At 33.5% G+C, this 25,080-nt stretch carries 23 protein-coding genes; 18 read left to right on the top strand and 5 right to left on the bottom strand.

Annotated features, from left to right (window positions below):
• Nucleotides 1-17: 17 nt before the first annotated feature.
• The gene (locus tag ACP7AQ_RS10855; protein WP_426092760.1) at nt 18-1,808 is read left to right on the top strand and encodes an acyl-CoA dehydrogenase family protein; all 1,791 of its coding nucleotides are present in this window, start codon (nt 18-20) and stop codon (nt 1,806-1,808) included.
• Nucleotides 1,809-1,888: 80 nt separating this feature from the next.
• On the opposite strand, the gene ACP7AQ_RS10860 is transcribed toward ACP7AQ_RS10855, so the two are convergent.
• Nucleotides 1,889-2,317: an META domain-containing protein gene (locus tag ACP7AQ_RS10860; RefSeq protein WP_426095463.1), complete on the bottom strand. Its 429-nt coding sequence runs from the start codon at nt 2,315-2,317 to the stop codon at nt 1,889-1,891.
• 54 nt (nt 2,318-2,371) lie between these two features.
• The gene (locus ACP7AQ_RS10865) at nt 2,372-3,319 is read right to left on the bottom strand and encodes a YihY/virulence factor BrkB family protein (RefSeq protein WP_426095464.1); all 948 of its coding nucleotides are present in this window, start codon (nt 3,317-3,319) and stop codon (nt 2,372-2,374) included.
• Between the two features lie 461 nt (nt 3,320-3,780).
• Between ACP7AQ_RS10865 and ACP7AQ_RS10870 the strand changes: the two genes are divergently transcribed.
• Together ACP7AQ_RS10870 and ACP7AQ_RS10875 are read left to right on the top strand one after the other, a co-directional pair.
• Nucleotides 3,781-4,395 (top strand): superoxide dismutase, encoded by a 615-nt coding sequence (locus ACP7AQ_RS10870; protein WP_426064713.1) that lies wholly within the window; start codon nt 3,781-3,783, stop codon nt 4,393-4,395.
• 280 nt (nt 4,396-4,675) lie between these two features.
• Nucleotides 4,676-5,875 carry an LETM1-related biofilm-associated protein gene (locus ACP7AQ_RS10875; RefSeq protein WP_426095465.1) on the top strand — a complete coding sequence of 400 codons (1,200 nt, stop codon included), beginning with the start codon at nt 4,676-4,678 and terminating at the stop codon, nt 5,873-5,875.
• A 413-nt stretch (nt 5,876-6,288) separates the two neighbouring features.
• Here the strand turns inward: ACP7AQ_RS10875 and rho are convergent, their stop codons facing one another.
• Nucleotides 6,289-8,055 (bottom strand): transcription termination factor Rho, encoded by a 1,767-nt coding sequence (gene rho, locus ACP7AQ_RS10880; protein ID WP_426064702.1) that lies wholly within the window; start codon nt 8,053-8,055, stop codon nt 6,289-6,291.
• A gap of 182 nt (nt 8,056-8,237) precedes the next feature.
• Between rho and ACP7AQ_RS10885 the strand changes: the two genes are divergently transcribed.
• The 3 genes from ACP7AQ_RS10885 (at nt 8,238) to ACP7AQ_RS10895 (ending at nt 11,372) form a co-directional block, all read left to right on the top strand.
• The gene (locus ACP7AQ_RS10885) at nt 8,238-8,651 is read left to right on the top strand and encodes a DUF4293 family protein (RefSeq protein WP_426064701.1); all 414 of its coding nucleotides are present in this window, start codon (nt 8,238-8,240) and stop codon (nt 8,649-8,651) included.
• Nucleotides 8,652-8,903: 252 nt separating this feature from the next.
• Nucleotides 8,904-9,566 (top strand): response regulator, encoded by a 663-nt coding sequence (locus ACP7AQ_RS10890; RefSeq protein ID WP_426064700.1) that lies wholly within the window; start codon nt 8,904-8,906, stop codon nt 9,564-9,566.
• 78 nt (nt 9,567-9,644) lie between these two features.
• Entirely contained in the window at nt 9,645-11,372 is a 1,728-nt protein-coding gene (locus ACP7AQ_RS10895) for a tetratricopeptide repeat-containing sensor histidine kinase (protein ID WP_426095466.1), read from the top strand.
• Here ACP7AQ_RS10895 and ACP7AQ_RS10900 read toward each other — a convergent pair.
• On the bottom strand, nt 11,347-11,844 hold the full coding sequence (locus tag ACP7AQ_RS10900) for a metallophosphoesterase family protein (RefSeq protein WP_426095553.1): 498 nt from the start codon (nt 11,842-11,844) through the stop codon (nt 11,347-11,349). The two genes, ACP7AQ_RS10895 and ACP7AQ_RS10900, sit on opposite strands and share 26 nt — an antisense overlap.
• A 300-nt stretch (nt 11,845-12,144) precedes the next feature.
• Between ACP7AQ_RS10900 and truA the strand changes: the two genes are divergently transcribed.
• The 12 genes from truA (at nt 12,145) to ACP7AQ_RS10960 (ending at nt 24,427) form a co-directional block, all read left to right on the top strand.
• On the top strand, nt 12,145-12,915 hold the full coding sequence (truA, locus tag ACP7AQ_RS10905; protein WP_426095467.1) for a tRNA pseudouridine(38-40) synthase TruA: 771 nt from the start codon (nt 12,145-12,147) through the stop codon (nt 12,913-12,915).
• Between the two features lie 85 nt (nt 12,916-13,000).
• Nucleotides 13,001-14,755, top strand: coding sequence for an ABC transporter ATP-binding protein (locus ACP7AQ_RS10910; RefSeq protein ID WP_426092581.1), 1,755 nt, complete (start codon nt 13,001-13,003; stop codon nt 14,753-14,755).
• A gap of 410 nt (nt 14,756-15,165) precedes the next feature.
• On the top strand, nt 15,166-16,554 hold the full coding sequence (gene lpdA / locus ACP7AQ_RS10915) for a dihydrolipoyl dehydrogenase (RefSeq protein WP_426095468.1): 1,389 nt from the start codon (nt 15,166-15,168) through the stop codon (nt 16,552-16,554).
• A gap of 269 nt (nt 16,555-16,823) precedes the next feature.
• Nucleotides 16,824-17,609 (top strand): hypothetical protein, encoded by a 786-nt coding sequence (locus ACP7AQ_RS10920; protein ID WP_426095469.1) that lies wholly within the window; start codon nt 16,824-16,826, stop codon nt 17,607-17,609.
• Nucleotides 17,610-17,889: 280 nt separating this feature from the next.
• Nucleotides 17,890-18,726 carry a serine O-acetyltransferase gene (locus ACP7AQ_RS10925; RefSeq protein ID WP_426092563.1) on the top strand — a complete coding sequence of 279 codons (837 nt, stop codon included), beginning with the start codon at nt 17,890-17,892 and terminating at the stop codon, nt 18,724-18,726.
• Nucleotides 18,727-18,731: 5 nt separating this feature from the next.
• The gene (gene cysK, locus ACP7AQ_RS10930; RefSeq protein WP_426095470.1) at nt 18,732-19,646 is read left to right on the top strand and encodes a cysteine synthase A; all 915 of its coding nucleotides are present in this window, start codon (nt 18,732-18,734) and stop codon (nt 19,644-19,646) included.
• Nucleotides 19,647-20,065: 419 nt separating this feature from the next.
• Nucleotides 20,066-20,326 (top strand): hypothetical protein, encoded by a 261-nt coding sequence (locus ACP7AQ_RS10935; RefSeq protein WP_426064691.1) that lies wholly within the window; start codon nt 20,066-20,068, stop codon nt 20,324-20,326.
• Nucleotides 20,327-20,467: 141 nt separating this feature from the next.
• Complete coding sequence (locus ACP7AQ_RS10940) at nt 20,468-20,875, top strand: hypothetical protein (RefSeq protein WP_426095471.1); 408 nt, start codon at nt 20,468-20,470, stop codon at nt 20,873-20,875.
• Between the two features lie 104 nt (nt 20,876-20,979).
• Nucleotides 20,980-21,903 (top strand): hypothetical protein, encoded by a 924-nt coding sequence (locus tag ACP7AQ_RS10945; protein ID WP_426095472.1) that lies wholly within the window; start codon nt 20,980-20,982, stop codon nt 21,901-21,903.
• Between the two features lie 299 nt (nt 21,904-22,202).
• A complete protein-coding gene (locus tag ACP7AQ_RS10950; protein WP_426064687.1) occupies nt 22,203-22,787 on the top strand; it encodes a fasciclin domain-containing protein in 585 nt (194 codons plus the stop codon).
• 347 nt (nt 22,788-23,134) lie between these two features.
• Nucleotides 23,135-23,809 carry a hypothetical protein gene (locus ACP7AQ_RS10955; RefSeq protein WP_426095473.1) on the top strand — a complete coding sequence of 225 codons (675 nt, stop codon included), beginning with the start codon at nt 23,135-23,137 and terminating at the stop codon, nt 23,807-23,809.
• Between the two features lie 171 nt (nt 23,810-23,980).
• Complete coding sequence (locus ACP7AQ_RS10960; RefSeq protein WP_426095474.1) at nt 23,981-24,427, top strand: endo-arabinase; 447 nt, start codon at nt 23,981-23,983, stop codon at nt 24,425-24,427.
• 230 nt (nt 24,428-24,657) lie between these two features.
• Here the strand turns inward: ACP7AQ_RS10960 and ACP7AQ_RS10965 are convergent, their stop codons facing one another.
• The gene (locus ACP7AQ_RS10965) at nt 24,658-25,023 is read right to left on the bottom strand and encodes a response regulator transcription factor (protein ID WP_426064684.1); all 366 of its coding nucleotides are present in this window, start codon (nt 25,021-25,023) and stop codon (nt 24,658-24,660) included.
• Nucleotides 25,024-25,080: the final 57 nt, after the last annotated feature.

The raw sequence follows: 25,080 nt of genomic DNA on the forward strand, positions 1-25,080 counted from the left end.
TTTAAAATAACAAAGTCATGAGCGACAAAACAAGAGGAGGTCAATTCCTAGTTAAAGAAACAAAGTGCGAAGATATCTTCACTCCAGAGGATTTTTCAGAAGAGCAATTAATGATGCGTGACTCTGTAACAGAGTTTGTAGACAAAGAATTGTGGGCGCACAAAGATCGTTTTGAGAAAAAGGATTATGCGTACACACAAGAAACCATGAAAAAAGCAGGGGATTTAGGACTTTTAGGAGTTGCTGTTCCTGAAGCGTATGGTGGATTAGGAATGGGTTTTGTGTCGACGATGTTGGTTTGTGATTATATTTCGGGGGCAACGGGCTCATTCTCAACTGCTTTTGGAGCACATACCGGAATTGGGACTATGCCAATCACTTTATACGGAACAGAAGAACAAAAACAAAAATACGTTCCTAAATTAGCTTCTGGTGAATGGTTTGGAGCGTATTGCTTGACAGAACCAGGCGCAGGATCTGATGCTAATTCCGGAAAAACAAAAGCCGTTTTATCTGAAGATGGAACACATTACAAAATCACAGGACAAAAAATGTGGATTTCGAATGCTGGATTTTGTTCTTTATTTATTGTTTTTGCCCGTATTGGTGATGATAAAAATATTACTGGTTTTATCCTTGAAAATACTCCTGATAACGGAATTTCAATGGGTGAAGAAGAGCATAAATTAGGAATTCGTGCTTCTTCTACGCGTCAGGTTTTCTTTAATGAAACAAAAGTTCCTGTTGAAAACATGTTGTCAGAAAGAGGAAACGGTTTCAAAATTGCAATGAATGCTTTGAATGTGGGTCGTATCAAATTGGCAGCAGCTTGTTTGGACGCACAAAGAAGAGTGATTACAAGTTCGGTACAGTATGCTAATGAAAGAATTCAGTTTAATACAGCTATTTCTCAGTTTGGTGCGATTCGTTCAAAATTAGCAGAAATGGCTACCAGTTGTTATGCTGGAGAAAGTGCTTCTTATCGTGCTGCCAAAGATATTGAAGATCGAATCGCAGCTCGTGAAGCTGAAGGTGTTTCACATCAAGAAGCAGAATTGAAAGGTGTTGAAGAATATGCTATTGAATGCTCAATACTGAAAGTGGCTGTTTCTGAAGATATTCAAAACTGTGCTGATGAAGGAATCCAAATCTTTGGTGGAATGGGATTCTCTGAAGACACTCCGATGGAAAGCGCTTGGAGAGATGCGCGTATCGCACGTATTTATGAAGGAACTAACGAAATCAACAGAATGCTTTCTGTAGGGATGCTAATTAAAAAAGCCATGAAAGGTCATGTTGATTTACTTGGACCTGCATCAAAAGTACAAGAAGAATTAATGGGAATTCCATCTTTTGATACTCCTGATTATTCTGAATTATTTGCAGAAGAAAAAGAAATGATTGGAAAATTGAAGAAAGCATTCTTAATGGTTGCAGGCGGAGCAGTTCAAAAATACGGTCCGGATTTAGATGCACACCAACAGTTATTGATGGCAGCTTCAGATATTTTAATCGAAATCTACATGGCTGAAAGTACTATTCTTAGAACGGAGAAATTAGCCAAAAAAGAGGGCGAATCCAAAGTACAAGAGCAAATTGCAATGGCAAAATTATACTTATATAAAGCGGTGGATATCGTTACTCAAAAAGGAAAAGAAAGTGTTATTTCCTTTGCTGAAGGCGATGAACAACGTATGATGTTAATGGGATTACGTCGTTTTACTAAATACGCGAATATGCCAAATGTTGTAGGATTAAGAGAAACAATAACCACAAAATTAGTAGCAGAAAATAAATATTGTTTCTAATAAAATTAGTTTTTAGTTTTTTTTTAACCGCCTCGTTCCTGAAAACAAGGCGGTTTTTTATTTCCTTAAAATACTACTATTTATTTATTTTTAAAACGCATCGTTATTACATCTCCCCCAATAAAATTTAAAGTTTTACCATCTTCTGAAATAAAGTAAGAATCTATCTTTTCCAGTGTATTCATGTAAATATTCTCGCCTTCGCCTGGACAAAACATTTTAGTAACTGTCATAGGCCCTTTGAAACTAATTTTATTTTTATCAACATTCAATGTTCCAGAATAACTGTTGCAGCTGTTTTTTCCAAAAACCCTATTTTCTTTCAAATCGAAAGTAATAGTTGGCTTATCATTTGGATACAATTTAGAAAAGTCTTTCCGTGGTCCTGATATATAGTATAATTCCCAAGCACCCTGTAATACAGCTTTTTCAGTATTAGCAGTTTTTACGGAATTACAAGAAACAAGCATAGAACAAAAAATGGTCAGTGACAAAATTATTTTTTTCATTAGTTTTACTTGATATTTATATAGAACTCGTTTTACATACTAGAAATATATTTATTATTTTTCTCCGTCAGGAATGACGTCAGTCTTTTTCTTTTTGATTTCTGTAACCTCTACTTTTATTCCAACAGCATAAGCATTTGGAATAATTTTTTTGCCATGGGCATTGGCATACACTTTGGTGAATTCGGCTCCAAAATATAAGATTATAGCTGAATAGTAAACCCAGATCAAAATAATGATTACTGAGCCCGCTGCACCATAAACAGTGGCAACGGTTGAGCTTCCTAAATAAAAACCAATGGCAAATTTACCAATCATAAAAAAAAAAGAAGTAAAACTGGAGCCTATTAGGGCATCTTTCCAAGCAATATGGCCATCAGGCAAGGTTTTGAAAATAATAGCAAACAAAATAGTCGTTGTTACAAATAATATTAAAATATTAAAAACATAAAATATGTAAACCGTTGTATCTGGAAAATAAATCAGCAATCGCGTATTGACTACATCCATTACGGTATTAACCATTAAACTCACCATTAATAAAAACCCAACCGAAGCAATCATAGAAAACGACATTAGTCTGTTTTGGACAAATTTCACAATTCCTTTGTTCGGTTTTGCTTTTAATCCCCAAATAGAATTAATCGAGCTTTGTATTTCGGCAAATACACCAGAAGCTCCTACCAATAGCATAATTCCTCCAATTATTGTTGCAAATGTAACGCTATCAGACAATTCAATATTTTTGATTGTTTCCTGAATTTGGATAGCAGCTTCGTTTCCAACCATTCCATTAATTTGTCCAAAAAATCTTCCGGTAACGGCTTCTCTTCCAAAGAAAAAACTAAAAATCGACAAGATGATAATTAATAGCGGAGGCAATGAAAAGATGGTATAATAGGATAGTGACGCACTTAACTTAAACCCGTTATCATCATCAAATTCATTGTAAGTTCGCTTTAGTAAACCCCAACTTAAAACTGCTATTTCTTTGTGTTTCATTTTTGTAACTATTTTATTATTTTTTTTAATCAAAAAACTACATCTAATCCTTCTTTTTATTGATTAAAAGTATTGTAGAAACATGGTATTATTTTCTATGCCATTGCTTTCAAAATTACAAAGATATTATTTACCAAATAGAAATAGATTTTATAAAATTCCCATACCATTTGTTTCTTTTTACAAGATTGCAAACAAAAAACTAAGCAAATTTTAAGTCTTTATTAACCCATACCTATCATTTAATGTTTAAATTTATGTTCTATTTTAATAACCTTTTTAGGATAAATTTTAAACCGATGGAAAATAACAATACACGAAGAAATTTTTTAAAACAAACAGCAATACTTTCAACAGGAACAATTATAGGTTCTAGCCTATTTAATTCAGTATTAGCGGCTGAAAACACGTTGAAAACTGATAACCAAGTCATAGAATCAGAAACTGACAGCTTTCAAGGAATATACAGCCTTCCAAAATTACCTTATGCTTATGATGCTTTAGAGCCACATATTGATAAAGCCACAATGGAAATTCATCATGGTAAACATCATCAAGCCTATGTGACGAATTTGAATAAAGCCATAGAAACCTTGGACAAAAACTTAGTGGAACATTCTAAATCATTGGAAAGTATCTTTGAAAAAATGTCGAAATTTCCTGAAGCGATTCGTAATAATGGTGGCGGGCATTACAATCATAGTTTATTTTGGAGTTTAATGACACCAAATGGCGGTGGTGCTCCAAAAGGGAAATTAGGGGATGCGATAGTGACTGATTTTGGTTCTTTTGATGAATTCAAAAAGCAATTTAGTGATGCTTCAATGAAACGATTTGGTTCCGGTTGGGCTTGGTTAGTGGTTCAAGATGGAAAATTAGTTATAGGTTCAACAGCAAACCAAGACAATCCTTTGATGCGATTGCGAGGAAAAGGACTGAAAGGGAAACCGGTTTTAGCGTTAGATGTATGGGAACATGCTTATTATCTTAAAAATCAAAATCGAAGAGCGGATTATATTGCTTCTTTTTGGAATGTAGTCAATTGGGAAGCCGCTGAAACTTTATTCAATTCTTAAATACTTATCAAAGCCCTGTTTATTCATAATTCAGGGCTTTGTCCTTTATTGCACCTTTTAGATGTCAAGATATCATTTTTACAATAAGAAATTTTCATTACTTACTCTAAAATATAGTAACCGACTGCAAGTGTTTTTAATCAAAAATGATAACAATTTAATTTATCCAGTATAAAACCAGAAAAACAATGCTAATTAATTGTAGTATCTGTGTTAAACAAGAATACTCCAGTTAAAACTACCATAAAAAAACATAGCTTTGTAACTTCAAATTAAAGCAATGATTAACCCTTCGGCATCAGGTTGGATAGACAAATTTTTTAGTGAACAAAAATTTTCAAAAGGAACAGTTTCTAAAACTGCCGATACATTTTATCAAAAGGTAAGAAATACTGGTTTTATTTACGGTCATATCATAGGATTTGATACTGTGACAGCTATAGAAACGAAAGGTTGGTTCAAAGAAGAGATTTCAAAAGTCGCACTTTTAAATACTTTATACCAAGTTTTTTGTTTGACTAACGAAGATATCAGTCCTGAGAATTTCATCAAACAAGCAAATACTTTTTACAATCAAATGAATCCTCAGGGATTTAATTTATTTAAAAAAATTCTTCCAAAATATTCCCCTGCTTTAAATTTAGAAAAAATAATTGATGAACGTGTTCAAACCAATGACAGCATCATAAGCAAAAGTTTCTCCCATTTGGTGACTAACGCATTATTATTCATTGACGTGCTTGCTTTTCGCCAATATTTGGTACATGGAATAATTCCGGAAAAATATCTGAAAAAAATTGAAGAAACGGTTGTCAATATTGTGACACTTGCGTTAAAAATCAAGTTAGAAAAATCACAATACGATGATTTGTTAATTAAACTTTTTGAAGCCTCGATACGCTACAGCAAATTCTCCAAAGTTTCTGTTCAGAGTCTAGAAACGTTACAATTGGCTTACTTTACAAATGAATTAGAGCAATATTATTTGATAGATATTGCTGGAATGGCTTTGTGGAGCGATGGAAAAATAGAAAACGACGAGAAATATTTTTTGCATTCGTTAGCTGAGATTTTATCTGTCCCAGATTCTTTTGTTGGCGAAAGTATTTTCACTACCAACGAATTCATTTCTAAACATAAAAAAGAAATACCGTATTTTAATTATTCAAATCCTGTAAAACATTTTTACGACCAAACCACTCAAAGCGTTGTTACACTAATAAGCCGAAATAAAAAACGACTAATCAAGGAAATTGAGCAAAGCAAGGAATTAATGGTGTTACTAGCCTACTCTACCAGACGAGATTTGGACGAAAAAGAAAAGAAAAAAGTCAAAAAACAACTATTGGAAATTTGCAAAACCATTCCTTCTTTGACTATATTTTTACTTCCCGGCGGTAGTTTATTATTGCCTATTTTAATCAAATTCATCCCTACGCTACTTCCCTCCGCTTTTAATGAAAATCTGGATAATGAATGAAAGAAGTACGTAACAAAAAAGAAAGAATAAATACATCATTTCATAATAAACTTATAACGAGACGTTCAATAGCTTACTAGTAAAAGAATTTAAACTGGTCTTTTACAAAACTGAACTCTACTGATGATACAGTATTCATGGAAATAATTATCTAGATCATTGGTTATAAAGACGTGAACTTGCTTAAAATGATAAACTAAAAATCTGAAGATTTGGGAAAGATTCTTACTATCAAAGCATTCAAAAATTAGGAGAAGAGATCAAAATGTATTACTTCATTATTAAGCAACTTAGAACAAAGCACATCAATAAAATTAAACTCAAAATAGTAAAAAAAAATAAATCGGAACAGAATTAATTCTGTTCCGATTTGTTTTTTATCCCGTTAAATCTTTGGCAACTTTACTCTTTTATTAATCATTCATCGAGATTAAAAACTCTTCATTATTCTTCGTCTTTTTGAAACGATCATTAATGAAATCCATAGCTTCTACCGGATTCATATCCGAAAGGTATTTTCTCATAATCCACATTCTTTGCAATGTTTTTTGATCCAATAACATATCGTCACGTCGTGTACTTGAAGAAGTCAAATCGATTGCTGGGAAAATACGTTTGTTGGCAATTTTTCTATCCAATTGTAATTCCATGTTACCGGTTCCTTTAAATTCTTCGAAAATAACTTCGTCCATTTTTGAACCTGTTTCAGTTAATGCAGTAGCAATAATACTTAATGAACCACCATTTTCAACATTACGGGCAGCTCCAAAGAAACGTTTTGGTTTTTGCAATGCATTGGCATCCACACCACCACTCAATACTTTACCTGAAGCAGGCTGAACTGTATTATATGCTCTGGCCAAACGTGTGATAGAATCTAAAAGAATTACTACATCGTGACCACATTCTACCAATCGTTTTGCTTTTTCCAGAACGATATTTGCAATTTTTACATGCTCTTGCGGTTCTCTGTCAAAAGTGGACGCGATTACTTCTCCACGCACACTTCGTTGCATGTCCGTAACCTCTTCCGGGCGCTCGTCTATCAATAAAACAATCAAATATACTTCAGGGTGATTTGCCGCAATCGCATTGGCAATTTCCTTAAGCAACATCGTTTTACCGGTTTTGGGTTGTGCCACAATCATTCCACGTTGTCCTTTTCCTATTGGTGAAAACAAATCGATTATTCGTGTTGAAATCGTGCTTTGTTTTTCTGCCAACTTGAATTTTTCTGATGGAAAAACGGGCGTTAAATGTTCGAATGAAACTCTGTCACGAACTACTTGAGGATCATGTCCGTTTATTTTTAAAACGCGTACTAATGGGAAAAATTTCTCTCCTTCTTTTGGTGGACGAACCACCCCTTTTACAGTATCTCCGGTTTTAAGACCAAACAATCTGATTTGAGAAGTTGATAAATAAATATCATCTGGCGAAGCCAAATAATTGTAATCTGAAGAACGCAGGAAACCATATCCATCAGGCATCATTTCCAAAACGCCTTCACTTTCTATAATGCCGTCAAATTCAAAATCGGAAGCAGCAAAATTACTTTTCTTATTTTTAAAATTCGGATTTTGATTCCCATTCCCATTTCCGTTTGGATTTGCGATGGTATTTTGTTTGTGTAATTGATTTGGGTTTATCTTCTTTGCAGGAGCAGAAGCAGCTTCTTCTTTATCTTCAATTGCTGTTTCTGATACTAACTCATTCACTGTGTTTGCGTCTTTTACCTCTTCTTTATCCTTTTTTAAAGCAATTTTTTTCTCGTAAGCTGATTTATTGAACTTAATTACCTTACCTACTTTTTTCTCATTTCCTTCAGATTCTTGTTTTGCATCCTGTTCTTCTGTTAAAACAACTTCGGTCGGAAGATTATTTTCATCATTGGCACTCGTTTCTGCAATTTCTTCCGTTTCAAAAAGAGAATTCTTTACCGTTTTTTGAATGGCTGTTTTTTTAACAGGAACGATTCTAACTCTTTTAGGTTTGTCGTCTTCAAGATCGCCTTCCATTTTAGTATCTGGTAAAGCGTCAACATCAGCAACTTGAGAATCCAAAATCTGACTGATTAAAGTATCTTTTTTTACGCCGTTAAATTTTATGGTTTTAGCTGCTTTAGCTATTTCTTGAAGCTCAGAAAGCTTCATTTCTTTTAATGCAGAAATATCAAACATGAATGTTCTATGAGTTTAATTAATTTTTGGAAATAATGTAAAAGATAGGTAGTAAACTTTAAATTGAATCAACCGCAGTATGAAGTGCTTACGGAATTATGATGCAATAATACGAATAAAATTTAATCAGACAATAGTATTTTTAAAAAAGAAAATATATTTTTGTAAAACATATTTAACAAATGATACAGCGAATTCAGACTATTTATTTACTACTTGCTTTTGTAGTTACAGGCATCTTACTATTTTTTATTCCGTTATGGACAATGAGTGATAGTAAGGAGTATTATTTCATGCAAAGCCAAGTATATACGATACTATTAGGATTGAGTACTACTCTGTCTTTGTTAAGTATTGTTTCGTATAAAAAAAGACAAAATCAGTTTGTCATAGGCAGATTGAATATCATATTAAATTTGATTTTATTAGGATTGTTTGTATATCGTTCACTAAATCTATCTGGAGAAACACCTGCTGTTTCGGAGAAAGGTATTGGGATGTTTCTACCTGTAGTTGCTGTCGTGTTATTAGTCTTGGCTAATAAGGCCATCAAAAAGGATGAAGATCTTGTAAAATCTGTGGACAGATTGAGGTAAACCTATAAACTTTAGTTTATTAGTGCGAAGGAAACCCGAATGTAACAGTTCGGGTTTTTTTGTACCGCTATTTTTTATACTTTTTAAATATTTTCTTGACATTTAAAGAAGAATTCGTACATCATCCAACGAAATTGGTTTTAGATACGATATTGCTTATTCATAGAAATAAATAATAATATTAACAACAAAGGTCTAAAAAATAAAGAATCTGTTGTTTTTTTTTATAAATTTGGCAATAACAACTACGATATGTTAAACAAAATACGAATTCATCTTGCTGATGACCATCAAATTCTTATTGATGGAATCAAAACTTTACTACATACCAATCCTAGATTTGAAGTAGTTGGGTTTTCAGTCAACGGAAATAGTGTATATGAAGAAGTAATCCAAAACAAATCAGACATCCTTATTTTAGACATTAATATGCCCGAAAAAGATGGAATTGAAGTCATAAAAGAATTTGCTTTAAAAGGTTTTCCCTGTAAGATTATTATTTTATCCAGTCACGACGATTTAAGACTAATCAAAGAAGTAATGAAACTAGGCAGTAGCGGTTACTTGACAAAAAAATGTGCCGGAGAAAATATTGTTGAAGCGATTCAGTCTGTTTATAATGGGGAGGAATATTTTTGTAAAGCTGTTCGAGAGAAAATATTCAACACTGCTACTAAAGATAATCCAAAATTAAACAAATCTTATCTACCAGGAAACTTATCATTGACCGAAAGAGAGTTGGAAATCATCACTTTGATATCACTTGAATTCAGTGGTAAAGAAATTAGCGACCAATTATTTATAAGCGTAAATACGGTGGAAACTCATCGAAAAAATATTATGAAAAAATTGGATGCCAAAAACTCAATAAGTTTGGTAAAATATGCAATCAAACACCAATTGATTAAATCCTAAGTTGGCAATCCAAAATAACATTCACTTCTACACGATTCCCTCAACAAAGTAACATATCCAAAAAAAATCAAAGTATCTATGTCATACCGACAAATAATTATAGTATTGTTTTTATTACTTAATTTTTCAAGAAATACCCTTTTTGCACAAAAAAATATACCTACAAAAAAAGAAGTTACTTTGGTTTCCAATGAAGCCATACTGCTGATGAAAGAAGGCAATTACGAAAAGTCATTCGTACTTTCAAGACTGGCTTTAGGCAAAGCAATCCAACTCAAAGATAACAATTTAATTGCGGGTGCTTACAACACTATTGCTGCAAATTTTGATCAGTTATCTGAATATGACAAAGCTTTTTTCTATTACCATAAAAGCTTAACGTATGCCAACAAAACCGATAACGATGTTTTAAAAAACTGGATCAACAATAATTTAGGTAACATTTATTGTTTTGATAAGAAGCAATATGAAAAAGGAATTTATTACTATAAAAAATCGTTACAATACAGCACCAGAATAAAAGACTCAGCCCAAATAGTGTTTACGAAACTCAATTTGACATGGGCTTATTTTGACATTGGCCGTTATAATGAAGGACTACCTTATCTAAAGTATATCAACAAACACCATAAAAAACATGGCGACATCTCTACTGTTGTTGCACTAAACATGCTTAACGGGATGTATTATAATTATAAAAATGACACTGAAAAAGCACAATTTTTTTTCAAAAATGCGATAGAATTAGGAAATAAAGGAAATGAAAAATCAGACTTATCTTATTCACATCATGAGTATTCTAAGTTTTTATTAAAAAATGGTGATTATAAAAACGCCTACGAAAATCTGTCTCTTTTCAATGATATTACCGAAGAATTAAACAATCAAGAACGACTAAATAAAGCCAATGTTGCCGGAATAAATCTTGAAATTGACGAATATAAAAGAGAAATTGATAAAATAGAAAGCGAGTTTAAAACCAAGGAATATGTTTTATTACAAAAGCAATCCAGAAATAAAAAAATTGTAATTTTAGTAATTCTAATTTTACTATTCGTATTCATCGTTTTTTACATTTCATCAGAAAACGCTAAACTAAAGCAGAAAAATAAACTAAAAGACCTCCGAAGTAAAGCTCAGGAAAACATGATCAATGCGTCCATAAACGGGCAGGAATTAGAACGAAAAAAAATAGCTTCATTTCTGCACGACAACATTAGCGCATTGCTTTCCTCGGCCGGATTACATCTTCATGCTTATACGTCTCAAAATCAATCTTCATCGGAAGAAATTATAAAAACCAAAGCCATTCTCGAGGAAGCGCACAATCAAGTTCGGGATTTATCGCACGAATTGATGCCTTCACTTTTGGCAAGATTTGGCTTATTTGATGCATTGGACGATTTATGCGAAAAAAATTCCAATTCGATTCTTCATTTTAATTACTCCAGTTCTGTAGACAGAAAAACGCGTTATGATGAAGATTTCGAAATGAAAATTTATTTCATCATCATGGAACTTCTTAATAACACCTTAAAACACAGCCATGCGCATCAGGCAAAATTAAACATTCATGAAAACAACGATTTTCTGGATATCGATATTATGGATGACGGAAAGGGATTTGAATCCAGTAAATTTGATGTTCTGGAAGGTTTTGGCCTCAACCAAATCAGAGCGCGAATTAATAATCTCAAAGGAACTATTACTATAGATTCCAAATTAGATTCTGGCACAGGCATAAAAATAATGGTACCTATTACGTATCAGAAAAAAATAATCAGACCCGTTTTTCAATCTCAATAATTTCCATATCCTTGATTTTGTCTCCTTCAATCACAAAACGTAACATCGTGCGTATTTGATGAAAACCACTTTTTCCGGCAGCTCCGGGATTCATGTGCAATAGATTATGCTTTTTATCAAATATGACTTTTAGAATATGCGAATGTCCACAAATAAACAATTTTGGAGGATTCGATTCCATTTCTGCTTTTATATTTGGATTGTACTTCCCCGGATAACCGCCAATATGCGTCATCCAAACATCGACTTCTTCACACATAAATCGGTTGTGCAACGGAAATTCCATTCTGGCTGCGGCATCGTCAATATTACCATACACACAACGCAATGGTTTTAGCTTTTTTATCGCATCCGTTACAGCCAAATTCCCTATATCGCCGGCATGCCAAACCTCGTCAGCCTGTGCGACATATTTCAAAATCGTATCATCAATGTGACTGTGCGTATCAGAAAGCAGGAGTATTTTTTTCAAAGTAATTTTTTTAAGAGCAATTTGCTTCGCCAGTTCGCTTCGCTCGTGTCCCGCTATCCGTTTCAATCTTTATTATTTTTAAAGAAAAAATAATAAAGGATTTCCACTGCAAATGTTTACATTCACTGAACTCCTATGAAAATAAAAGTTTAGTGAAGTAATCTGGGCTAGGATTTTGTCGTAAAAATAAACATTCGATTTCTAAATAAAAAATCAAATCGAAACTTAACAAACTTTGCGACTTAGCGACTTCGTGGCAAAAAAATTAATAAGTATCTTTGTGGCTTCAAAAAAATTCACTTGAGATATTTCATCAAATTAGCATACAACGGAACCCATTATCACGGCTGGCAATGCCAACCGAATGCTGCTTCTATTCAGGAGACGTTAAACAAAGCGTTTTCGGTGTTATTAAACACAGCTGTTAATCTTATGGGAGCCGGACGAACGGACACCGGTGTTCATGCTAAAGAGATGTATGCTCATTTTGATTTTGAAAACCTCTTTGACATTCCGAGTTTAGTACACAAACTCAACTCTTACTTGCCAAAAGACATTGTTATTTATGACATTATTCCTGTTCATGATGAGGCGCATACTCGTTTTGATGCCACAAAAAGAACTTACGAATACCATATCAATACGTTTAAAGATGTTTTTTCGCAGGAACAAAGTTGGTATTTCCATCAAAAATTAGATATTGATTTGATGAATGAAGCGGCGCAATTACTACTAAATCATATTGATTTTCAATGTTTTTCAAAAGTAAATACGGATGTGAATACGTTTGACTGCACTGTTTTTGAGGCCTATTGGACTCGAGGCACAGCCGAACAGGGCATAGAAAAACAAAAAAACGGTACCTTAATTTTTACCATTTCGGCCAACCGTTTTTTACGGAATATGGTGCGTGCCATAGTGGGAACATTAGTAAACATAGGATTACACAAAATTACGTTGGCTGATTTTACTGCCATTATAGAAAGTAAAAACCGAGATAAAGCGGGTTTTTCGGTTCCGGCACACGGTTTATATTTAACCAAAATAGAATACGATTACATTACGCAATAGCCCTGATAGCAGTGAAAATCCTTTTATGTTTTTTCTTTAAAAACATAAAAGATTGCAACGAATAGCAGGAACAGCTCCAAAAGATATGAAAGCAAAAGCATTTGATACCCGATTATTCAAACGAATATTAAAATTTACCAAACCCTATCAATGGCGTTTTAATGGTGTGATTATTTTCGCCATTTCGCTATCGGTATTTGCGGCATTGCGTCCGTATTTATTGAAACAAACCGTTGATGGTTACATTTCGACCCAAGACCAACAAGGATTATTGATGTATGTAATCCTGATGGGAATCGTACTTTTACTAGAGGTATTTTCTCAATTTTACTTTGTGTATTGGGCGAACTGGCTAGGCCAGGACATCGTAAAAGACATTCGAACAAAATTATTTCGCCATATTTTGAGTTTCCGAATGAAATATTTTGATCACGTTCCTGTGGGCCAACTCGTGACGCGTTCGGTTTCGGATATTGAATCGATTGCCCGAATTTTTAGTCAAGGATTATTTATGATTATCAGTGACTTGATGAAAATGGTTGTAGTACTGGCTTTTATGTTCTACATGAACTGGAAACTGACTTGGATTGTGATTGTGGCAATGCCAATTCTGGTTTTCTTCACGCGAATATTCCAAAAGAAAATGCAAGTCGCTTTCGAGGAAGTGCGTACCCAAATTGCCAATATGAATTCCTTTGTGCAGGAACGCGTAACGGGAATGAAGATTGTCCAACTTTTTAATCGTGAAAAAATTGAGTACGGCAAATTTAAAAGCATCAATGACAAACACAAAAAAGCCTGGATAAAAACCATTCTTTACAACTCCATCTTCTTCCCCATTGCGGATATTATTTCGTCTTTAACACTTGGTTTTATTGTATTGTATGGCGGAATCAAAATATTAAATGGAGATAACTTTACCACTTTTGGCGATTTATTTTCGTACACAATGTTCATCGGAATGTTATTCAATCCGTTGCGTCAAATTGCGGATAAATTCAACGAGATGCAACTGGGAATGATTGCGGCGAATCGTGTTTTTGACATTTTGGATACCGAAGACCAAATTCAGGATACCGGAATTATTGAAGCGCCAATCTTTAAGGGAGACATTGAATTTAAAAAAGTTCATTTCGGGTATATTCCAGATGAAGAAGTGATTAAAGGAATTAATTTACAGGTGAATGCCGGACAAACGATTGCTATTGTAGGATCTACAGGTGCCGGAAAATCAACTATAATTAACTTACTGAATCGTTTTTACGAAATCAACAGCGGTTCCATTTATATTGACAATCATAATATTGAAAATTACTCATTGAGTTCCTTGCGAAAACAAATTGCGGTTGTATTGCAGGATGTTTTCCTTTTTGCAGATACTATTTTCAATAATATCACCTTAAACAATCCTGAGATTAGTCGCGAACAAGTTTTGGCCGCAGCCAAAAAAATTGGCGTACATGACTTCATTATGAGCTTACCGGATAATTATGATTTTGATGTGAAGGAACGCGGCGTTATGTTATCGTCAGGACAACGCCAATTGATTGCTTTTTTGAGAGCGTACGTGAGCAATCCAAGTATTCTAATTTTGGACGAAGCCACGTCATCGATAGACACATATTCTGAAGAATTGATTCAGCGTGCTACTGAAACAATTACAAAAGGCAGAACCTCTATTGTGATTGCGCATCGCTTGGCAACGATTGTCAATGCTGATAAAATTGTGGTCATGGATAAAGGACTGATTGTAGAACAAGGAACGCACCAGGAATTAATCAACCGCGAAAGTGGGTATTACAAGAATTTATATGATTCACAGTTTTCGGTAGCAAATTAGTTTTTGCTGCAAAGGAAATAGAAGGAACAGAGGAACAAAGGTACCGATAAGCAAAGCTTTCAAGTTTAAAATCAGTGTTAATCCGAGTCATCCGCGTTCCATTTTTCAACAATGAAACTAAGAGAGTAAATCGTGAAATCTGTTGAATCCATGTCCATAAATTTCACTTTACTTTTTTATAAAGATTTAGCAGTTAAATAAACAAATCTGGATTTACACTTTTGCAATTTGTTTAAAACAAAAGTATTTTTCTGAAAATTTGTTTGTTTCTTACTTTATTACTTTGAAACTTTCTCAAAACAGAATAAATCCTTAAATTCGCCCAATCAATTAAATAAGAAAAACACACAAATTGAAATGAGTTTTTACGAATTCATTTCACCAATAAAAAACAAATAAAAAACTTTGAAATGAAATACGATATTATAGTTTTAGGAAGTGGTCCAGGTGGTTATGTTACGGCTATTAGAGCATCACAATTAGGCTTTAAAGTAGCCATAATAGAAAAAGAAAACTTAGGCGGAGTATGCTTGAACTGGGGTTGCATCCCTACAAAAGCATTACTAAAATCAGCTCAGGTTTTTGATTATCTAAAACACGCTTCTGATTATGGATTGACTGTTTCATCATTTGACAAAGATTTCCCTGCTGTTGTGCAACGCAGTCGTACTGTAGCTGACGGTATGAGCAAAGGGGTTCAATTCTTGATGAAAAAAAATAAGATTGACGTGATTGATGGTTTTGGAAAACTTAAACCAGGAAAAAAAGTTGATGTTACTGACAAAGAAAATAAAGTTACGGAATACAGTGCGGATCACATCATTGTGGCCACTGGAGCACGTTCTCGTGAGTTGCCAAACTTGCCTCAAGATGGTGTAAAAGTAATTGGTTACAGACAAGCAATGACATTAGCAACACAACCAAAATCAATGATTATTGTTGGTTCCGGAGCCATTGGAGTTGAATTTGCACATTTCTACAACTCTATGGGAACTGAAGTTACCATCGTAGAATTTATGCCAAATGTAGTTCCTGTTGAAGACGAAGACATTTCGAAACAAATGGAGCGTTCTTTGAAAAAAGCAGGTATTAAAATCATGACGAACTCATCAGTAGAAAGAATTGATACTACCGGAGCTGGTGTTAAAGCATTTGTAAAAACAGCAAAAGGAGAAGAAGTTGTGGAAGCAGAGATTTTACTTTCGGCTGTTGGAATCAAAACCAACATTGAAAATATCGGATTAGAAGAAGTGGGAATTGCTACTGACAAAGATAAAATTTTGGTAAATGCTTATAACCAAACGAACATACCAGGTTATTACGCCATTGGTGATGTTACGCCAGGACAAGCGTTAGCGCACGTAGCTTCGGCTGAAGGAATCAATTGTGTGGAAAAAATTGCAGGACTTCATGTAGAGCCTATCGATTACGGAAACGTACCGGGTTGTACTTATGCAACTCCAGAAATTGCCTCTGTAGGTTTGACTGAAAAACAAGCTAAAGAAAAAGGTTACGAACTGAAAATTGGAAAATTCCCATTCTCAGCTTCAGGAAAAGCGAAAGCTTCCGGAACTCCGGATGGTTTTGTAAAAGTAATTTTTGATGCCAAATATGGCGAATGGTTAGGATGTCACATGATTGGAGCAGGTGTTACTGATATGATTGCTGAGGCGGTTGTTGCGCGCAAACTTGAAACTACAGGACACGAAATCCTAAAATCAATTCACCCACACCCAACAATGAGCGAAGCAGTTATGGAAGCGGTTGCTGATGCGTATGGCGAAGTAATCCACTTGTAAATAAATAAAACAACGCAGAGACGCACTGCAATGCACCGCTACATGATGTTTTGAAAAATGAATATAAAATCCGATTTGTGCAAGCAAATCGGATTTTTTTATAGGATGGATACATTGTAAAAATGCAACGCCAAACACAAGAATTATGAAAGTTTTAAACAGAATTACATAACTAAAATTGCAACGCTTATTCCGTAATTTGGATACGTTAAAATAGTTAATTAATCGAAATCCATTTTCTTTTTTATAATTATTTAAATAGATGTCTAATGAAAAATATATATCTGAATACCGGTACAATAAATGAAGTTTTTTATGACTTGCAAACTTCTTGTGATGGCGTTTTAAATTCAAACAACAACGAATTTAAATTAGTATTAGATACAGATTTGATTAAGGGAAATATTGATGCGATAACCTTTATAAATGGTATTACTTCTATCATGGTTAACTTAACATTTTCTGATGATGTAACGCTAAGTATGGAATCATTAAGCACATCTTCAATTGTATTTGTCTATTGCACGGAGGGAACTTTCAAACACAGCTTTGGTATATCGGGCCACCAATCAACGCTTAGAAAACATCATTCAGCTGTTGTAACCAGCAAGAGAAGTATAAATACTCTATTACATTTTAAAAAAAATACAGCTGTTCAATTTTCGATTATAAAAGTGGAAACCGCTGGCTTAGCAAATACCACCAATGATTCTTTAATTTTGAATTTGAAGAAAACCTTTTTAGACAAACAACAAAATTATAGTTATCAAGGCATTCAAAATTTGAGAATTGCAGAAAAGTTCCATCAGCTTAATGCTGTAACAGAGCAAGGAATGGTGGGGCATATCATGAAAAAAGATATTGTTCTATCTATAGTGGCGATGGAGATTGATGACAATACCGACACCATAATTAAAATGTCGCACGTTATCAAACGCTCGACTTTGCATCAAATCAATGAATTAAAAAAGATATCCGATTTCATTAAACATCACACTTTTGATGCCGTTTACAATAAAGTTATTAGTTCAAAAAACAGAATTTTTATCAAGTAACTTTTAGCGAAATCTCATTAGAGAATTACCACTGTCTTAAAATTTTTTATCATTTCAAAAAGCCACACAATTTATTTTTGATGTTAAAAACATTAAACCGATTGGCAAAAGTCAATCGGTTTTTTACACGGTAGCATTCATAACACAAAGCATCCATTTTGTGGGAATTTAACATATTAACATTTATTTACACAGCAAGGTTATGAACCTATTCAATTCTGCTTTATATTTGTATTTCGAGTCTTTTTTCTCGTTTAATTCTGATTTTATTCTATTATAAATGAGTACTGAAACCAACCGTTTTTCGAATACACTGCATGAAAACCAAAATAAAAATTGGGTAAGAGCCATCGATTCATCTAAAATTATCAATTGGATTGATGATTTATTCAAAATATTATTTCCGGAGAAAGCCTTGGAAACCATCCAAATCGAAATGCTTTTAGACCAAAACAAAGCTAATTTTATTGCTATTTTATCTGAAATTGTAAAAGATAAAACGGCCAATGAAATTCTTGATGATGCCGAAGCTTTTTACACCGGACTCCCGGAATTGTATCATTCGATGCAAAAAGACGCACAAGCTATTCTGGATACGGATCCCGCTGCCGATTGTATTCAGGAAATAATCAATTCTTATCCCGGATTTTTTGCCATAGAGGTCTATCGCATTGCTAATGCAATTGCTTCCCGAACTTCTTGCCTGCTTCCGCGAATTCTTACCGAATATGCGCACAGCAAAACGGGAATCGACATTCATCCCAGTGCTACTATAGACGTTCCTTTTATGATTGATCATGGAACCGGAATCGTCATTGGCGAGACCACAATAATAGGGAAATATGTCAGCATTTATCAAGGAGTAACTTTAGGAGCGTTGCAAGTCGAGAAAAGCATGCAAGAAAAAAAACGCCATCCAACCGTAGAAGATCATGTAATTATTTATGCTAATGCCACTATTTTGGGTGGAAGTACCATTATAGGAAACCACAGTATCGTGGGAGGAAACACGTTTATTACCAAGAGTGTAAATCCGTATTCGTTTGTCATGCAATCCAATAAAAATACTGTTTTGAATCAACAGGAAATAAAAGATATTAATTTTTTCTCCATATAAATATTATGAAATACAACAATATACTCGAAACAATAGGCAACACGCCACACGTAAAAATCAATCGTTTGTTCGGCGCTAACTACAACGTCTGGATCAAATTAGAGCGTGCAAATCCCGGAGCCAGCATCAAGGACAGAATCGCTCTTGCTATGATTGAAGATGCAGAAGCTAAAGGATTATTAAAAACGGGAGGAACCATAATTGAAGCCACTTCCGGAAATACAGGAATTGGACTTGCGATGGTTGCAGCCGTAAAAGGCTATAAATTAGTGTTAGTCATGCCAGAATCGATGTCTATAGAAAGACGCCGACTCATGAGTCTTTATGGTTCCGAATTTGTATTGACGCCTCGTGAAAAAGGAATGAAAGGAGCACTGGAAAAAGCAAAGGAATTAGTATCCGAAATACCTAATTCTTGGTCACCGCTTCAATTTGATAATCCTGCCAATATTGAAATTCATAAAACAACCACCGCTCAGGAAATTATAAAAGCATTCCCTGACGGACTGGATTACTTGATAACTGGTGTAGGAACCGGAGGTCACATCACGGGTTGTGCCGAAATACTAAAACAACATTTTCCCAACCTGAAAGTATACGCCGTAGAACCGGAAGCTTCACCTGTTATCAGCGGAGGCGCAGCTGCTCCCCATCCTATTCAAGGAATTGGAGCAGGATTTATCCCCACAAACTTACATACCGATTTACTGGACGGAACCATACAAGTAAGCAAAGATGAAGCATTTGCCTATACCCAAAGAGCGGCAAAAGAAGAAGGAATGTTCGTAGGAATTTCATCGGGAGCATCATTGGCGGCAGTAGCCAAAAAGCTTCTCGAAATTCCCGAAAACGCAACAGTGCTAACTTTTTGTTACGACACCGGCGAACATTATTTAAGCATCGAAGGCTTATTTGTATAAACAAAAATATACTTTAAATACGAACCGATTTGTGAAAACAAGTCGGTTTTTTTATGACGTTTATTTTTTTGTGGCGTGTCCTTGTTGCAGTGCTATTGTATAAATTACTTTATTTGTCTGGCAACAAGGTCAGGCTGTATGTTGCAATCTTTTATTGCGCTACGCTTCATAAAAGGATTTTCACTACCATCCTTCACGCAAAACCGATTAATAAAAAGCTTCTAAACTTATAGGAAGCACCTCACAAATACCAAAGCTCTTTCAATAATTTGTAAATAATTATTTATATATTTGGGAAACATAAAACGAAACAAAACTTTATCATTCACTTTTTAATAGATTGACTGCAGTTTTTTTTGGAGTAAATCGGCATTACTTGTAAATAATAAGAAAACCAAATAACAAAAAAAAATTTAACAATGAAGAGTGAATGGATTGCAAAATACGAAGAAACCGTCATTAAGATAACTAATAATTGGTTCAGTGGGGAAAACCTTTATGTAAATAATGAACTGCAAGATGAACAACTAAATTTTATTACCCCCAGTAATTTATCAGGTAATCTAATAAACAAAGAGGGACAAAAGTTAGATATTAAAACAAATATTTCAGGTTTTTTTACAGTAAGCTGCAGATTATTTATTGACAATAAAAAAGTAGAATTAAAACAAACTAAATAGATCATGAACAACTGAATCAAAAGTTGATTGAAATGAACATCTAAGTAAAGTGCTCTTCCGTAGAATAATCTTGCTCTTGAAAGCACTAATAAATCACGATCGTTAGCGCAACTCATATTGTAAAACTTAAACTAACTAAACATGAAAAAATTCAAATTCTTCCTCCCTATTTTTATGATGGTTTTTGTTTCTTGCTCAACAGATAACTCAACAACAAATATTAATGAAAAAATTATCGGTTTCTGGAATTTAACAAATATCACGCAGAAGAAAAATAATGAACTAAAAGTTTTACAAAATGGAAATTCTACATTTGAGTTTAAATCAAATAGTGTCAATATTAATGGAAATACCTATTTAAACGAAACTGGTAACTATTCATACATAATTAGTATTGAAAATTATTTTAACCCTGATTTATTAGAACCAAAAAACAATGTTTTAAAAATCGGAAATAATAAGTTCGTTGTAGAGATAGATTATGACGGTCAAAATATGATTTTAACTAATTATTCAGACGGACGAATTATCTATTATTTATCCAAATAAAAATTTGACAATAGCCAGAGTTTCGTTAAATACTGTAAACGAACAATGCAACCTATATTTAACGAACAATAATCGCATTGCAAAAATTACCACACTAATAAAATATGAAAAACTCATTAGTATTATTTACAATCTTCTTTTTAAGTTGCTCACCAAATAAGGAAGAAGAAATTCTGATTTTGGAGCAAAAACCTGCCAATAAAGTAGAATTAAAAATTAATGGAGAGAAAATTACTGATGAAATAATCGATGTTAGTTCTTTTTATATCTGCGATGAAAAAATAAATGTAAGTGTAAAGTCAAAAAAAGGTACTGTTACCTCTGAATTATTCACCATTGAAATATTACGAAATGGAGAATTATCTTATGCGAAATTTGTTAACAAAAAATCTTTTTCTAATGAGGAATTTTCAACGCCTGATTATATACCATCTTCAACTATTCGTATTGAAGAATTTGAATTCGTTGCGAATAAGAAGCTGAAAATTAAATTTAGTGGCACTTTATTAAAAAGAATTTACAATTTAAAAAGCAATTCCGAATCCATAGAAATAAATGGTATTATTGAAATTAATGAATTTGGAACGAGCACTTGTAATACTTTTAATGATTACATAAAATTAAATGATCAAATCCAATTTTCTGATATAACTAGAACTGAACAAGAATCTTCGGCAAATTTATCAGTTAGGTATGAATCAAATTCTTTAAATGGATACAACATTCAATTCAAAAACTTCACAAAATTCCTGACCAAGATGCCACTTGGCACTTATTATTTCGACGATTTAAGTAACACCGAAAAACTAGAATTTAGAAAATACATTGGAATTCCAAAATGTTTTGGCACGCACACCATCATAGCTGAAGACTGGAAATTATATTCAACAAATGGAAGTTTTACAATTGTTGAAAAAACAATGATTGATGGCCGTTTAGTCGTAAAACTTAAGTTAAATTTCACAGCAACTTACAACGGAATTGAAGAATATAATTTCACAAATGCAGCATTTGAAACAACATTGTAAAAAAATATCTGCAAAAATAAAAGTGTAACAACTTAATTAGCAACGATAAATAAATTCTTGTTGAACGGAACAGATTTTAAGTACTTTAATAATATGGCACTTTTGCGATGTTTTTCAACTTAGATATTTCATGTTTTTTTTCACATCTGAACTTTCTTCATCCATTCTATATTGTTAAAATTACCGCAAGCATTGCTTCAAAAAAACCGGTACTTTTTTATTTGTTAAATTTATTAAAAAAATAATAAAAATGTGTATATTTGAGTATCTTAATTTAATTTAAACTTAAAACATTGATTATGAAATTAGTAACAACAATTAGTGCATTTGTATTAATAGGAGTAATCGCTACTTCTTGTGGAAAGAAAAAACAAGCTGATACAACAGAAATGGCTGATACAACAGTCGTGGCAGTAGACACAATGGCCGTTGCTGAAACACCAAACATTGTAGGTGTAGCTTCAGGAAATACTGAGTTCTCAACGCTTGTTACAGCAGTAAAAGCAGCGGGATTAGTAGAAACATTAAGTGGGGATGGTCCTTTTACCGTTTTTGCACCAAATAATGCAGCATTTAATAAGCTTCCTGCAGGAACTTTAGATAGTCTATTGAAACCAGAAAGTCTTGATAAACTGAAAGCAATTTTAACGTATCATGTTGTTTCTGGAAAATTTGATGCTGCAACAGTAACTGATGCAATCAACAAAAATAACGGAAAATATACCGTTACAACTGTTCAAGGTGGCACAATAGTTTTAAGCTTGAAAGACGGAAAAGTGATGTTGACAGATGCTAAAGGCGGAACTGCAACAGTCGTCCTTGCTGATGTAGCTGCATCTAACGGTATCATTCATGCAATTGATACTGTAGTTATGCCTAAATAAGGTTCTCAACTTATTCTTTTACAAACCGTTGCAACAATGCAGCGGTTTTTTTATGCGATTTCACAAACAAATAATAGTCCTTTTTTTGTTACAAACTAATGCTTTGACTAACTTAGAAACGGAAACATATTTAACTATAATTTCAAACATCAATCATTTGTTGCGAATGTGCGTTTTAAAACAAAAGTTACTGTACCCGAATGCCAGAAAAAGTCAAGCACAAATTATACTGTTTTTTTAAAAATAAAATAAGAATTCGTGGCTGCAATAATAAATTGGTAATCCGCTAGATTCTTATAATTTAAAAAATTATTTCGAAAATTAAAGAATTAAGCTAAATACATATTATGAAATACTTTACTATTTTACTTCTGCTTTCCGCGATCCTAATCGGTTGCAAAAACAAAGACAATAATTCATCACTGAGTCCAGTAACCAATGATACGCAAACCACAGTTACCATTGTTAAAGAAAGCAAGGAAAAGATTCCAGATAATGCAGCAACTGTTGAAACTAAAAGCACTCACGGATTGATTCTGACCTCTAATGCGTTGCAAGTTGTAAATAAAAATACTGGTTCAACCTCTGAAATTCCTTTTGGCAAACCATTGGACCAAATGATTGAAGTCGTAAATAACGTTCTCCAATCCAAACCAAAATCTATGGGAGTAAATAGTGAATGCGGAGCCGGACCTTTAAATATGGCAACATGGAATAATGGCTTAACAATAGTATTTGTGAAAAAAGAATCTAAATCAAAAACAGCAGAAACCGAATGGTACTTTGCGGGTTGGTTCCTGGGCGGTGATTCAGCGATTATTCCAAAGATTGCTACAATGGCAGGAATTAGCATTGGATCAACTAGGGCTGAAATGGAAAGTGCGTATGTGATCAAGGTTTCCAAAACCAGTTTAGGACACGAATTTTCGACTTCATCGGGATTATTTGGTATTTTTGATGGGCCAGATAAACAAGCAAAGATTACAAATTTATGGAGTGGTGTTAGTTGTAATTTTAGATAAGTTAAATACGGTTCAACACATGGATTTAGAAACTTAAAATTATAAATAATAGTAGTCTAAAATAAAATTTATTTACAATAAAATAAAATTTACATTAACAGTGACTATTTTTTTTACGTAAAGTCCTTTTAAAAAATAATATAATCTATAACCATTAACCACATTAATACTATGGAACGAAAATTATCCTTTTTTCTGCTTTTGATGATACCATTTTTAGCATACAGCCAAAAAACTGACGAATCGGCCAAAATTATCAGCCTTTTAGAAAAAGAATCTGCAACATGGCGCGCTGGAGACGGGAAAGGACATGCCGAATGCTGGCACATTCAACCGTACAGCCGCATCTTGATTTCAACGGCAACCGGAACAACAATCGATGTCCCTCCCGCTTTAATGACAAATACTGACACAAAAAACATGGGCAACGGCGGCTCTTCCGTAAATACAAATTACAAAATGAGCATCAACAAAAATAATGCATGGGTAAGCCATAACGAAGTATCAACGGCTAAAGACGGTACAAAAAGCTACTCTTATGAAATTAGAATATTAGAGAAAATTAAAGGAAAATGGAAATTAGTAGGACAGTCCATTCATGTTTACAAATCAGAATAATTTATTTTTAACTAGTTGAGTAAAGTTACTCATCATTAAGAATTTCAGAAAAAACATAAAAACAAACGCATTTTGACGTCGCTCAGTGCAAACTTCGCAAACGGAAAAAGGATTAATAAAGCCTAATTTTTGAGTTTACGAAGCTTCGATTTACGATAATAAAACGAAATGTCTCAATAGAAATATACAAAACTATGTCATTATGTAGAAAAAAAAAACTACTCCAATTCTTATTTTTGTAGCAAAAGTCGTTTTACTCTCACCGACAATTCATTCGGACTGAAAGGCTTTGTTATGAAATCATCTGCTCCCAATTTAAAAGCCTGCAGAACTGTTTTTTCCAATCCCACAGCCGAAAGTATAATGATTGGGATATTTAGTTTGAGTTCTATTTTTACTTTATTTACGATATCCAATCCCGATATGAAAGGCATCATAATGTCGGAAATGATTAAATCAGGATTTTCTGCAACTATTTTGTCTAAAGCAACTTGTCCGTTTGGACATAAAATCACATGATATCCTTCTTTTACCAATCTGAATTCCATGGTTTTCAACATCATTTCATCATCCTCGGCAATTAATATTTTCTTCATACAAAATTTTTCTACGTTTATAGTTTAAACGATTTTAGTTATTATTTAATTCTCCAT

Origin of the sequence: Flavobacterium sp. DSR2-3-3, from assembly GCF_049896585.1 — a bacterium.
In the GTDB taxonomy this organism is placed as follows: domain Bacteria; phylum Bacteroidota; class Bacteroidia; order Flavobacteriales; family Flavobacteriaceae; genus Flavobacterium.

What these genes read in the sequence shown, in the direction of transcription:
- ACP7AQ_RS10855 (WP_426092760.1), top strand. Translation starts at nt 18, where the DNA reads ATGAGCGACAAAACAAGAGGAGGTCAATTCCTAGTTAAAGAAACAAAG.
- ACP7AQ_RS10860 (WP_426095463.1), bottom strand. Translation starts at nt 2,317, where the DNA reads ATGAAAAAAATAATTTTGTCACTGACCATTTTTTGTTCTATGCTTGTT.
- ACP7AQ_RS10865 (WP_426095464.1), bottom strand. Translation starts at nt 3,319, where the DNA reads ATGAAACACAAAGAAATAGCAGTTTTAAGTTGGGGTTTACTAAAGCGA.
- ACP7AQ_RS10875 (WP_426095465.1), top strand. Translation starts at nt 4,676, where the DNA reads ATGATTAACCCTTCGGCATCAGGTTGGATAGACAAATTTTTTAGTGAA.
- rho (WP_426064702.1), bottom strand. Translation starts at nt 8,055, where the DNA reads ATGTTTGATATTTCTGCATTAAAAGAAATGAAGCTTTCTGAGCTTCAA.
- ACP7AQ_RS10885 (WP_426064701.1), top strand. Translation starts at nt 8,238, where the DNA reads ATGATACAGCGAATTCAGACTATTTATTTACTACTTGCTTTTGTAGTT.
- ACP7AQ_RS10890 (WP_426064700.1), top strand. Translation starts at nt 8,904, where the DNA reads ATGTTAAACAAAATACGAATTCATCTTGCTGATGACCATCAAATTCTT.
- ACP7AQ_RS10895 (WP_426095466.1), top strand. Translation starts at nt 9,645, where the DNA reads ATGTCATACCGACAAATAATTATAGTATTGTTTTTATTACTTAATTTT.
- ACP7AQ_RS10910 (WP_426092581.1), top strand. Translation starts at nt 13,001, where the DNA reads ATGAAAGCAAAAGCATTTGATACCCGATTATTCAAACGAATATTAAAA.
- lpdA (WP_426095468.1), top strand. Translation starts at nt 15,166, where the DNA reads ATGAAATACGATATTATAGTTTTAGGAAGTGGTCCAGGTGGTTATGTT.
- ACP7AQ_RS10920 (WP_426095469.1), top strand. Translation starts at nt 16,824, where the DNA reads ATGAAAAATATATATCTGAATACCGGTACAATAAATGAAGTTTTTTAT.
- ACP7AQ_RS10925 (WP_426092563.1), top strand. Translation starts at nt 17,890, where the DNA reads ATGAGTACTGAAACCAACCGTTTTTCGAATACACTGCATGAAAACCAA.
- cysK (WP_426095470.1), top strand. Translation starts at nt 18,732, where the DNA reads ATGAAATACAACAATATACTCGAAACAATAGGCAACACGCCACACGTA.
- ACP7AQ_RS10935 (WP_426064691.1), top strand. Translation starts at nt 20,066, where the DNA reads ATGAAGAGTGAATGGATTGCAAAATACGAAGAAACCGTCATTAAGATA.
- ACP7AQ_RS10940 (WP_426095471.1), top strand. Translation starts at nt 20,468, where the DNA reads ATGAAAAAATTCAAATTCTTCCTCCCTATTTTTATGATGGTTTTTGTT.
- ACP7AQ_RS10945 (WP_426095472.1), top strand. Translation starts at nt 20,980, where the DNA reads ATGAAAAACTCATTAGTATTATTTACAATCTTCTTTTTAAGTTGCTCA.
- ACP7AQ_RS10950 (WP_426064687.1), top strand. Translation starts at nt 22,203, where the DNA reads ATGAAATTAGTAACAACAATTAGTGCATTTGTATTAATAGGAGTAATC.
- ACP7AQ_RS10955 (WP_426095473.1), top strand. Translation starts at nt 23,135, where the DNA reads ATGAAATACTTTACTATTTTACTTCTGCTTTCCGCGATCCTAATCGGT.
- ACP7AQ_RS10960 (WP_426095474.1), top strand. Translation starts at nt 23,981, where the DNA reads ATGGAACGAAAATTATCCTTTTTTCTGCTTTTGATGATACCATTTTTA.
- ACP7AQ_RS10965 (WP_426064684.1), bottom strand. Translation starts at nt 25,023, where the DNA reads ATGAAGAAAATATTAATTGCCGAGGATGATGAAATGATGTTGAAAACC.